Source organism: Sphingobium sp. (genome assembly GCF_032153725.1).
Classification (GTDB): domain Bacteria; phylum Pseudomonadota; class Alphaproteobacteria; order Sphingomonadales; family Sphingomonadaceae; genus Sphingobium.
Map to the genome: position 1 here is coordinate 46,572 of NZ_JALDYQ010000009.1, position 11,938 is coordinate 58,509.

Genomic DNA, 11,938 nt, shown 5'->3' on the forward strand with positions numbered 1-11,938 from the left:
CTGTATTTAGCCGTCCTGACCGGCTGCTGCCAGTTGCTTGAGCCGATATAGTTGATCGAGCGCCTCGCGGGGGGAAAGCGCGTCGGCGTCGATCCCCTCCAGCGCGGCGCGGAGGGGATCGCCCTTCTCCTCTACCTGCGCGGTGGCGGCGGCGAACAGGGGCAGGTCATCCAGCCCCGCCGCAATGCCGCCGGTCTTCGCCTTGCCCGCTTCGAGGCGGGCGAGAACGTCCTTCGCCCGCTTGAGGACCGCAGGGGGAAGCCCGGCAAGGCGCGCCACGGCCAAGCCGTAACTCCGATCCGCCGGTCCTTCCGCGACTTCGTGCAGCAACACCAGATCGCCCTTCCACTCCCGCGCCCGGACATGATGGAGCGAGAGCGAGGACAAGGTTTCCGCCAGCCGGGTCAGTTCATGATAGTGCGTCGCGAACAGGCAGCGGCAGCGATTGACCTCATGCACCGCCTCCACCACCGCCCATGCCAGCGCCAGACCGTCATAGGTCGATGTGCCGCGCCCGACTTCATCGAGGATGACGAAGCTGCGCTCGGTCGCCTGCGCGAGGATGGCGGCGGTTTCCACCATTTCGACCATGAAGGTCGAACGGCCCTTCGCCAGATTGTCCGACGCGCCGACGCGGCTGAACAGTCTATCCACCAGAGTCAGGGTCGCGGACTGCGCGGGCACATAGGCCCCGGTCTGAGCGAGGATGACGATGATCGCATTCTGCCGCAGGAAGGTCGATTTACCACCCATATTGGGACCGGTGACCAGCCAGAGCCGGTCACCCGCCACCAGCCGGCAATCATTGGCGACAAAGGGTTGTCCTTCGCGGCGCAGCGCATCCTCGACCACCGGATGGCGGCCGCCGATGATTTCCAGCCATGGCCCCTCGCCATCGTCCGCCAGGAAATGGGGCCGCTGCCAGCCCCCTTCGGCTGCGCGTTCGGCCAGCGCCGCCGCCACGTCGAGCCGGGCGAGGGCATCGGCAGCGCGCGCGATCTCCGCCTTGCGGGCGAGGGTGGCCTCGATCAGATCCTCCAGATGCGCGGCTTCAGCGACCAGCGCATGGGCGCCCGCCTGCGCGACGCGGCTTGCCTGTTCGTGCAGGTCGACCGAATTGAAGCGCACGACCCCTGCCAGCGTCTGGCGATGGGTGAAGCCGCTGTCCGGCTGCATCAGCTGGTCGGCGGCGCGGGCGGGGACCTCGACATGATAGCCCAGCACGCCATTATGCCTGATCTTGAGCGAAGCGATGCCGGTCTGCTCGCGATACCGGGCCTCCAGCGCGGCGATGGCGCGGCGGCCGTCCCCTGCCAGACGGCGCAACTCATCGAGCGCCGCGTCATAACCGTCCGCAACATAGCCGCCATTGGCGGTTTCGGTCGGCGGGCTGGGGACAAGGGCGCGCGACAGGCTGTCGACCAGCGCGCCATGTCCGTCGAGCGCGGGGAGCAGTTGGACCAGCAGCAGCGGCTGGTCGGGTAGCCGCCCCAGCCGCTCGCGCAGCAGCCTTGCTTCGCTCAGGCCATCGCGCAGCTGTCCCAGATCGCGCGGGCTGCCCCGGCCCATGGCGAGGCGGCCCAGAGCACGTCCAATGTCCGGCAGGGCGCGCAGAGCCACGCGCAACTGGTCGCGCAGCATGCCATCATCGTGGAACAGCTGGACCAGACCCAGCCGCGCCTCGATCGCGGCCTGATCCATCAGCGGCGCGGACAGATCCTGCGCCAGCAAACGCGCGCCCGCGCCCGTGACGGTCCGGTCGACCGCGCCGAGCAGGCTGCCCGCCCGCGTTCCGCTCATGGTGGCGGTGATTTCCAGACTCTCGCGCGTCGCCGCGTCGATGGCGACATGGGCGCCGCTGGTTTTGCGCATCGGCGGGGCCAGGAAGGGCAGGGTGCCCTTGCCCGCATGGTCGAGATAGCTGAGCAGGCCCCCCATCGCCGCCAGTTCGGCGCGGCTGAACTGGCCGAATCCGTCCAGCGTGGCGACGCTGAAAATGCGCTTCAACGCCGTTTCGGCGCGGCTGCTGGAAAAGGCGGCGCGGTCGAAGGGATGGGAATCGGGCAGCTCCAGCTCCAGCCCGTCCGGCAACACGATCTCGCTCGGCCGTAGCCGCGCCAGTTCGGCGGCAAGGTCAGCCGCCCGCAAGGTCAACGTTTCAAACCGCCCTGTGGAAATGTCGGCAGCGGCAAGGCCATATTCGCCCGCCTCCTCGCCGCCGACCTGCGCCAGTGCGACCAGCATATTGTCGCGCCGGGAATCGAGCAGCGTCTCTTCGGTCAGCGTCCCCGCCGTCACGTAACGGACGATCGCCCGCGCCACGAGCGACTTCGACCCGCGCGCCTTGGCCTCGGCCGGGGTTTCGGTCTGCTCGGCAATGGCGACGCGGTGTCCCGCCTTGATCAGCCGCGCCAGATAGGATTCCGCGCTGTGCACCGGCACGCCGCACATCGGGATCGGCACGCCGGCATGTTCGCCGCGGCTGGTGAGCGCGATGTCCAGCGTCGCCGCAGCCGCCTTCGCATCCTCGAAGAACAGTTCGAAAAAGTCGCCCATGCGGTAGAAGAGCAGGCAGTCCTGCGCCTCCGCCTTGAGCGCAAGATATTGCGCCATCATAGGCGTCGCCTGTTGCGTGGATGTGTCGATCGTTCTCGCCATGACGAAGCGGATAGCCCGAACCGGAGGCTCAGGCCAGAGGCTGCGAAAACAGCAGGAAAATTGCGCTTCTCGCACTTGCCCACAAGATATTCTTGCCGCTAGGGCCAAGGGCGTTGTTCAAAAAGGTGGGTGCAGCCATGACCGATAAGTCGAATGTGGAATTTTCCGAGCGCGAGGCGCTGTTCTTCCACTCGACCGGACGCCCCGGCAAGATCGAGATCATCGCGTCCAAGCCAATGGCGACCCAGCGGGACCTTTCCCTTGCCTATTCGCCCGGCGTCGCCGTGCCGGTGCGCGCCATCGCGCAGGACCCGGCGACGGCCTATGACTATACCGCCAAGGGCAATCTGGTCGCGGTGATCTCCAACGGCACGGCGATCCTGGGCCTGGGCAATCTCGGCGCGCTGGCGTCCAAGCCGGTGATGGAAGGCAAGTCGGTCCTCTTCAAGCGCTTTGCCGACGTCGACAGCATCGACATCGAACTCAAGACCGAGGATGTCGACAGGTTCATCGACGCGGTCGAATTGATGGAGCCGACCTTCGGCGGCATCAACCTTGAGGATATCAAGGCGCCCGAATGCTTCATCATCGAACAGACGCTGAAGGAGCGGATGAACATTCCGGTCTTCCATGACGACCAGCACGGCACCGCGATCATTGCGGCGGCGGGCGTCATCAACGCGGCGATGCTGACCGGCCGCGACATGAAGGACATGAAGGTGGTGGTGAATGGCGCGGGTGCGGCGTCGATTTCCTGCACCGAACTCATCAAGGCGCTGGGCGTGCCGCATGACAATGTCACCATGTGCGACAGCAAGGGCGTCATCTATCAGGGCCGCACCGAGGGCATGAACCAGTGGAAGTCGGCCCATGCGGTCAAGACCGATGCGCGCACGCTCGCCGAAGCGGTGAAGGGCGCCGACGTGTTCCTGGGGTTGTCCGTCGCGGGCGCCATGTCGCAGGACATGGTGAAGTCGATGGCGGACAGGCCGATCATCTTCGCCATGGCCAATCCCGATCCGGAAATCGCACCTCCGGATGCCAAGGCGGTTCGCCCCGACGCCATCGTCGCCACCGGTCGCTCTGATTATCCCAATCAGGTCAACAACGTCCTTGGCTTCCCCTTCATCTTCCGCGGCGCGCTGGACGTGCGGGCGACCGGGATCAACGAGCCGATGAAGCTCGCCGCCGCCAAGGCGATCGCCGAACTGGCGCGCGAACAGGTGCCGGAGGAGGTGGCCAAGGCCTATGGCCGTTCGCACAGCTTCGGTCCGGATTACATCATCCCGGCTCCCTTCGACCCGCGCCTGATGGAGGTCGTGCCCTCCGCCGTCGCGCAGGCGGCGATGGAAACCGGCGTCGCGCAGAAGCCGATTGCGGACATGGCGGCCTATCGCCAGTCGCTGAAGGCCCGGCTCAACCCCACCACCTCGGTCCTCACCACCGCCTATGAAGTGGCGAAGGCGAATCCCAAGCGCGTCGTCTTCGCCGAAGCCGAAGAGGAAGTGGTGTTGCGCGCCGCGATCCAGTTCCGGGACCTTGGCTATGGCATTCCGGTGCTGGTCGGCCGCGCCCATGTCTATGACAAGCTCAAGGAACTGGGCGTGCGGGAGCCGGAGAGCTTCGAACTGCACAACAGCGTCAATTCGCCGCTGGTGCCGGAGATGGTCGACCTGCTCTACAAGCGGCTCCAGCGCCGCGGTTATCTGCGCCGCGACTGCGAGCGGATGGTGAACCGCGACCGCAACATCTTTGGTTCGCTGCTGGTCAAGATGGGCCATGCCGACGGGATGATCACCGGCATGACCCGGCCCTTCGCCCAGACGCTGCGCGAGGTGAAGCGGGTGATGGACCCGGCGGCGGGGCGTACCCCCTTCGGCATCCATGTCATGGTGTCGAAGGACAAGACGGTGTTTCTGGCCGACACCACGGTCAATGAGCGTCCCTCGGCCAGCGAACTGGCCGATATTGCCGAGGGAACGGTCGCGGTTGCCCGTCGCATGGGTCATGATCCGCGCGTCGCCTTCCTGTCCTATTCCAACTTCGGCAACCCGCCGGGCAGCTTCCTGGAAAACATGCGCGAAGCCATCAAGCTGCTGGACGAGCGCGATGTCGATTTCGAATATGAAGGCGAAATGACCGTCGATGCGGCGCTCAATCCGACGGTGATGAAGAATTATCCCTTCAGCCGCCTGTCGGGCCCGGCCAATATCCTGGTGATGCCGGGGCTTCAGTCCGCCAATATCTCGGCCAAGCTGCTGCGCGAACTGGGTGGCGCGACGATGATCGGGCCGTTGCTGGTCGGCATGGACAAGTCCGTGCAGATCGCCACCATGGCCTCCAACGCTTCGGAAATCCTGACGCTGGCGGTGCTGGCGGCGGCCGGCGTCGCGGTCTGAATTTGGCCATTTGTGGACAAGCGTAACGTACTCCTGCGCAGGCAGGAGCCCAGTTCAGATGTTGCCAGGGCGAAGTGAGGGCGGGACTGGGTTCTCACGAGCCACTCGTCTCGTTCGAATGCCTGCGCAGGAACACGGCGCCTATTAAGGAATGCTCAGCTAAGCGGCCCGTCCGCTTCCTACCCCTAAATCCCCCGCCGTTCCCAGCCCGCCAGATCGCCGGGCTGGTCGATGTCGAAGCCAAGGCCCTGCCGGACGACGGCGCAGAAGGGGAGGTCCAGCCGCTCCGCCTCGCCCCGATGCGCGGCAAAGCTTCCCTCGCCATAGTGAAACCGGAAATCCGCCGCTTGCGGCAGCGGCAGCGACAACGCATTCGTGCCCTGACCGCAAAGATCGGGCGCCGCGGCAATGCCCGAAACCTCCAGCAGCGCAGCCACATCCCCCGCCTCGACCCATGGCAGGTCGGCGGACAGGAACAACAGCCGCTCCACCCCCGCCGCCAGCGCCGCGTCCCGCGCCCCGGCAAGGGCAGGGTTGAGGCCGCCGCCCGGATCATCCAGCAGGCCGATCGTTTTGGGCAGCCCGTGCCGCGAAGGCCCCAGCAGCCGCAGTCGGTCCATCCCCGCAACCGTCGCCGCCGCTTCGACCGTCCGGTGCAGCATGTCCGCCACCAGGTCGCGCCGTCCCGCTTCGTCCAGCACGGATGACAGCCGGGTCTTGCAGGCGGCGGGCGCCTTTACCGGGATGACGATCCAGATGTTCAACCGGCGATCCGTTCCGCCAGCTCCAGCGCAGCCTGCGCGACGCGCGCGCGATCGTCCAGCGTCTTCATCAGCGTATCGGTCACGGCATGGGCGATGCCCACGCCCGCTCCCCCGTCGCGCTGGTCGACCAGCAGGCCGTCGATGACCCCCGCATAATGATCGGCAATCGCCGCATTGGTGACGGCCAGCCCCAGTTCGCCCATCAGCTTGGTGGTGGGTCCCTTGACCGCCTGCCCGCCGACAATGGGGGACACGGCGACGACCGGCGCGCCAGCAGCGGCCAGCGCGTCGCGGATGCCGGGCACGGCCAGTATCGGATCGACGCTCAGCCACGGATTGGAGGGGGCGATCAGAATCGCGCGCGTGCTGGCGTCGCGGATCGCCTCGATCACGCCGGGGGCGGGGCGGGCGGTCCCGGCGCCGTCGAAGCGAATGGCGCGCACCGCGGGCATGCACCGCTGCTCGACGAAATAGCGCTGGAATGGCAGGTCGCCCTGATCGGTGGCGACATGGGTGGCGACCGGATCGTCGCTCATCGGCAGGATGTCGAGGCCAAGGCCCCAGGCGGCGGCAAAGCGGGCCGTCACGCTGCTCGGCGTCTCGCCCGACGCCAGCAGATGCGACCGCAGGACATGCAACGCCATGTCGCCATCGCCCAGCAGGAACCAGTCCTCGCCGCGAAGCGATTTCAGCGCCTCCATGAAGGTCCATGTCTCGCCTTCGCGGCCCCAGCCTTGCGCGGCATTGGCCTTGCCGGACAGGGTATAGAGCAGCGTGTCGATATCGGGGGAGATGGCAAGGCCCAGATGCCGGAAGTCATCGCCGGTGTTGACGATCGCGGTGATCTGTTCGGCCGGGCAGACTTGCATCAGCCCCAGCACCAGCTTGGCGCCGCCCACGCCGCCGGTCAGCACGACGATGCGGCCGCTCACCGGAACAGATCCTCTTCCGGCGGACGGACCAGCGCTCCTGCTCCCGCGTCGCCATCGGGCAGGGCCAGACCCCTGATCAGGGCGGCGGGCACGCTTTCGGCGCCTTCGCCCGTCACCAGCGTCGCGGCGGTGGCGATCTGGTCGGCCAGGGCGATCTGCGTCACTTCCAGCCGGCGGCCGTCGCGATCCTCCTCGCCGCGCCGGTCGACCAGAGCGGGCAGGCCCGCCGCGCCGATCGCGACGCCCACCACCCCATGGCGCCAAGGCCGCCCGAAACTGTCGGATATCACGACGCCGATCCCGGCCGTCCCGCCTGGCGCCAACCTGTCCAGCAAACGCCGCGCCGACCCGTCCGGATCAAGCGGCAGAAGCAGGGCGCGTTCGGCGTCCCCCGGCCCGATATTGGACCGGTCGATGCCGCTGTTCGCCATCACATGGCCCAGGCGATGGCGCGTGATCAGCACATGGGGCACGGCGCGGACCACGGCGCTGCTTTCGCGCAGCACCAGCTCGACCAGTCGCGCATCCTTGCGGGTGGTTTCCGCCAGCGCCTGCGCGTCCGGCCCCGGCTCGACCGTGGTGAGATCGATCATCCGCCCTTCAGCCTTGGACAGGATCTTCTGCGTGACCACCAGCACGTCGCCGCTCTGCAACGGCATCAGGCCCGCCGCGGCAAGGCTGTCGCCCAACAGTGCCGCCAGATCGTCGCCCTCGCGGATTTCAGGAATATCGAATAAGGGATGAATCGCGATCATGCCGTGCTGTAGCCCAGCTCGCCGGTTTAAGGTAGGTCGGCTTTTGCTTGCCATGCCCCTGCCAAGTCGAGAAGAGAAGACATATGAACTCAACAGGCACAGAAATCACGGCCTTCGATGGTGCGACCTTCCGGCGCGTCCTCGGCCATTATCCGACCGGCGTGTGCGTGGTCACGGCTGCGGGGACGGGCGATCTTCCGACCGGCATGGTGGTGGGGTCCTTCACCTCGGTTTCGCTCGATCCCCCGCTGGTGGCCTTCTTTCCCGCCAAGACCTCGCACAGCTGGCCCTCCATCGAAAAGGCGGGCAAATTCTGCGTCAACATATTGGCCAGCGATCAGCGGCCCTTGTGCAGGCAGTTCGCGGCCAGCGGCGGGGACAAATTTTCCGGCGTGTCGCATCGCGTCTCGACCAACGGATCGCCGATCCTGGACGGGGTGGTCGCCTGGATCGACTGCCAGCTCGAAGCGGTGCATGAGGCAGGCGACCATTATATCGTGCTGGGCCGCGTGGTGGGGCTGCAAGTGGAAACGCCGGGCAAGCCGCTGCTCTTCTTCCAGGGCGGCTATGGCGAGTTCGCGCAGTTGAGCTGACGGCCGCCGTCAGAAGAAGCTGCCCGAATCCACGCCCGCCAGCGTGTTGACGCCGACCAGCAGCACGCTTTGGTCGAACGCCCCATCGCCATTGGCGTCGTAGAAGACCCAGCCGTCGGTCGTCCCGGCGATGAAGGTCACATGATTGACCCCCGCGGTCATATTGGCGGCGGCCAGCGCATCGGAGAAATTATTGGTGACGATGGCTCCTTCGGCATAATCGACCGCCGGAATGCCGCCGTTCAGGAAATCCAGGTCGATCCGGTCGCCCTCGCTTGCCCTGAAATCGGTGATCCGGTCATAGCTTGCCGTGTTGAGCGTCGTGTCGCCCCGGTTGAAGACGAACATGTCAGCCTCGGTCCCGCCGGTCAGCATGTCCTTGCCCGCGCCGCCGATCAGCGTGTCGCTGCCCGCGCCACCCTTCAGCGTGTCGCCTGCCAGCCCGCCATCCAGCAGGTCGTTGCCCGCGCCGCCGTCCAGGCTGTCCTGCCCGTCCTCGCCATAAAGCCGGTCGTCGCCGCCATTGCCCAGCATGGTATCATTGCCCAGGCCGCCCCAAAGGCCGTTATTGCCGCTGTTGCCGGTGATGGTGTTGGCCAGATCATTGCCGGTGCCGTCGATAGCGTCGGTGCCGGTCAGCACCAGCTTCTCGACCTCGGCAGCCAGCCTGTAACTGACGGAGGCGTTGACCTGATCGGTGCCTTCGCCCGTCAGTTCGAAGATCAGATCGTCATTGGCGCCATTGCCGTCATCGGACCAGCTGTCGACGATATAAGTGTCGTTGCCCAGCCCCCCGGTCATGCTGTCGGCGCCGGTGCCGCCATCCAGATAATCGTCGCCCAGCCCGCCGGTCAGCATGTCATTGCCGTCGCCGCCGAACAGATTGTCGTTGTCGTCCCCGCCGTCCAGCGTGTCGGCGCCGCCCATGCCGTACAATATGTCTGCGCCCAGTCCGCCTGAGAGCATGTTCGCCGCATCATTGCCGGTGATGGTGTTGGCCAGTTCATTGCCGATGCCGTTGATCGCCGCCGCGCCGGTCAGGGTCAGCTTCTCGACATTGGCGGCCAGTCTGTAGCTGACGGAGGCATAAACCAGGTCGCTGCCGCCGCCCGCCAGTTCGATCACCCTGTCGTCATTCCCCGCGAAGCCGTCGTCCGAATAGGTATCGACATAGAAGATATCGTTGCCCGCGCCGCCGTCCATGCTGTCCGCGCCCGCGCCGCCATCGATGATGTCGTTGCCCGCCAGCGCATAGATGGTGTCGTTGAGCGCGGTCGTCTGATAGGCCAGCACGGTGGTCGTCGGGTTGATGCTGTTGTTGCCCGAGGAACCGGTGATGGTTTTGCCCCCCTCCGCCACGTCGGTGATCGTGATGGAGAGCAGCTGATCGTCGACATTGCTGCCGTCGGTCGCGCGGACCATCACCTGATAGACGCCGTCGCCATCGGCATCGAGCCGGTTCTCATAGTCCGGCGCATTGCTGAAGGAGAGGGCGCCCGTCACGGCGTCGATGGTGAAGAGGGCGGCATCGGCGCCACCCGATATCGCGAAACCGGGCGTCGTGCCGTCCGCATCGGTGGCAGTGACGGTCGTGACCGCGCTGCCATTCTCCGCCATGCTGATCGCCGCCGAAGCGCCACCGCCATGGGACGTGATGACCGGCGCATTGTCGTTGAGATTGGTGACGGCGATCGCCAGCGTCTGCGCGACGGCGTTGGTGCCGTCGCTGGCGGTGACGACCACATCGTAAATGCGGTCGCCATTGCTGTCGGTGGGCGCTTCATAATCGGGCGCGGTCGTGAAACTGAGCGCGCCGGTCGCGGCATCGATGGTGAACAGCGATGCATCCGCGCCGCCGCTGATCGAGTAGCTGAGCGCCGCGCCGTCGGCGTCGCCCGCCTGCACCGTGGCCGCGAGCAGGCTGTTTTCCGCCACCGACAGGGCCACCGAAGCCGCCCCGCCATAGGAGGTCAGCACCGGCGCATTGTCATTGAGATTGGCGACGGCGACGGCCAGTGTCTGTTGGTCGATATTGTCGCCGTCGCTGGCCTCGACGATCACGTCATAGACATTGTCGTGATTGGCGTCCGCGGGCGCCTCGTAATCGGGCGCGGTCTTGAAGACGAGCGTGCCCGTCGTCGCGTCGATGGCGAACAGCGCGGCATCGGCTCCGCCGACGATCGCATAGCGGATCAAGGGACCATCGGCGTCGGTCGCCGTCACGGTGGTGACGGCCATCGCATTCTCATCGACCGTGACGGCCGCGCTGGCGCCGCCGCCATTGGAGGTGATGACCGGCGCAAAGCCGTCCGGCAGGTCCTGAACGGTGACGGACAGTGTTTGCGTGTCCACTCCGCCATTGCCGTCATTGGCGGCCACGGTCAGCTGATAGACATTGTCGCCGTCGGCATCGGCCGGACTCTCGAAATTGGGCGCGGTGATGAAGCGCAACTCGCCCGTGACCGGATCGATCGAGAAGAAGGCCGCATCCGCCCCGCCCACGATCGAAAATCCGATGGTCTGCCCGGCATCCGGATCGGTCGCGGTTACGGTGGTGATGGCCGTGCCGTTCTCGTCGATGGCCAGCGCCGCCGTCGCGCCGCCGCCGTTGGAGGTGATCACCGGCGGGGCGTTCAACCCTGTCGAGGGCGTCGTCATGTCCGCGAACTGGAAATATTCGACATTGCGGATCGTCTTCGTGCCTTCGGGCGATCCCGCGCGCTGGTCGACCGCGATGAAACTGCCGTCGGTCTGAAGCGTGAAGGCATAGTCCGCGCGGTTGCCGGAAAAGACGACGGTGTCGATGTCGGCGCTGCCGTCGATCACGTCGTTCCCGGCACCGGCGACGATGGCGTCATTGCCGGCGCCGCCGTGCATATAGTCGTTCCCGGCCCCGCCATCGAGCCAGTCGTCGCCCATATCCCCGTAAAGCTCATCCCCGCCCAGCCCGCCATAGAGCTGGTCATTGCCTGCATCGCCATGCAGCACATCGCTGCCGGAGGCGGTGTCGTCGTCGCCATAAAGAATGTCGTCGCCCGCTCCGCCGGCCAGATTGTCGTCGCCCGCTCCGCCATAGAGCCGGTCGTTGCCATCGCCGCCGGTCAGCTTGTCCTTGCCCCGACCGCCATACAGCATGTCGTTGCCGGTCCCGCCGTCAATCGTGTCATCCCCGGAAATCGCGTTGAAGCCCAGATCGTCGCCATAGAGGATATCGTCGCCTGCCCCGCCCGAGATGGTGTCGCTGCCGCGCCAGCCGAAGATGATGTCGTTGCCGTCGTCGCCCTGAAGATTGTCCTTGCCCGCGCCGCCGATGATGATGTCGTTGCCGGCGCCGCCCTGGACCAGCACGTCCTTGGCATAATCGACCCCGCCCGCTCCATGGGCCGACAGGTCGATGATATCGTCGCCATCGGCCAGCCAGAACTGCTCGATATTGTCGAAGCTGCCGAACCCGCCCGAAATAACGCCATTATTGTAGAAGACGGCGTCATTGAGGTTGGACCCGTAGATGACGTCCGTTCCCTGACCGCCCAGATAGAGGTCGGTGGAAATCTGGATGTTGGTGCCGCTCAGCTGATAGGCCGCGCCGCTGCCCGTGAGGATGGCGGAGTTCCATACAAGCTGCGCCATCACGGCGTCGGGGCGCACGGAATCCAGGTTGGCGAGTCGGGTGAAAGCGAAAAACTGGTCCTTCTCGCCGCCCCCCGTGATGGTCTGGCTACCTACCGCGTTGAAATAGTTTGCCATGGTCGCCCCCTGTCCTGCGTCCTCATGAAAGGTCGCAAATCTCTACCCTCAAACGGGGGACGCGCGGTGGGGGCATAGGGATAGAATGCC

7 protein-coding genes are annotated in these 11,938 nt (G+C 66.0%); 2 read left to right on the forward strand and 5 right to left on the reverse strand.

Annotation, left to right across the window (positions count from 1 at the left end; genetic code table 11):
• Positions 1 to 6 precede the first annotated feature (6 nt).
• Positions 7 to 2,658, reverse strand: coding sequence for a DNA mismatch repair protein MutS (gene mutS / locus RUH75_RS05075; protein ID WP_313802814.1), 2,652 nt, complete (start codon positions 2,656 to 2,658; stop codon positions 7 to 9).
• 137 nt (positions 2,659 to 2,795) lie between these two features.
• Here mutS and RUH75_RS05080 point away from each other — a divergent pair, with 137 nt between their 5' ends.
• Positions 2,796 to 5,057, forward strand: a complete 2,262-nt coding sequence (locus RUH75_RS05080) for an NADP-dependent malic enzyme (protein ID WP_313802816.1) — start codon at positions 2,796 to 2,798, stop codon at positions 5,055 to 5,057.
• 185 nt (positions 5,058 to 5,242) lie between these two features.
• Here RUH75_RS05080 and cofC read toward each other — a convergent pair whose 3' ends face one another.
• The 3 genes from cofC to cofE are packed head-to-tail and all read right to left on the reverse strand — an operon-like array spanning position 5,243 to position 7,508.
• Positions 5,243 to 5,821 (reverse strand): 2-phospho-L-lactate guanylyltransferase, encoded by a 579-nt coding sequence (gene cofC / locus RUH75_RS05085; protein WP_313802818.1) that lies wholly within the window; start codon positions 5,819 to 5,821, stop codon positions 5,243 to 5,245.
• Positions 5,818 to 6,753 (reverse strand): 2-phospho-L-lactate transferase, encoded by a 936-nt coding sequence (cofD, locus tag RUH75_RS05090; RefSeq protein ID WP_313802820.1) that lies wholly within the window; start codon positions 6,751 to 6,753, stop codon positions 5,818 to 5,820. The genes cofC and cofD overlap by 4 nt, the downstream gene beginning before the upstream one ends.
• Positions 6,750 to 7,508: a coenzyme F420-0:L-glutamate ligase gene (gene cofE / locus RUH75_RS05095; RefSeq protein WP_313802822.1), complete on the reverse strand. Its 759-nt coding sequence runs from the start codon at positions 7,506 to 7,508 to the stop codon at positions 6,750 to 6,752. The genes cofD and cofE overlap by 4 nt, the downstream gene beginning before the upstream one ends.
• Positions 7,509 to 7,591: 83 nt before the next feature.
• On the opposite strand from cofE, the gene RUH75_RS05100 reads away from it, so the two are divergent.
• The gene (locus RUH75_RS05100; protein ID WP_313802824.1) at positions 7,592 to 8,101 is read left to right on the forward strand and encodes a flavin reductase family protein; all 510 of its coding nucleotides are present in this window, start codon (positions 7,592 to 7,594) and stop codon (positions 8,099 to 8,101) included.
• A 9-nt stretch (positions 8,102 to 8,110) separates the two neighbouring features.
• Here the strand turns inward: RUH75_RS05100 and RUH75_RS05105 are convergent, their stop codons facing one another.
• The gene (locus RUH75_RS05105) at positions 8,111 to 11,848 is read right to left on the reverse strand and encodes a cadherin domain-containing protein (RefSeq protein ID WP_313802826.1); all 3,738 of its coding nucleotides are present in this window, start codon (positions 11,846 to 11,848) and stop codon (positions 8,111 to 8,113) included.
• Positions 11,849 to 11,938 lie beyond the last annotated feature (90 nt).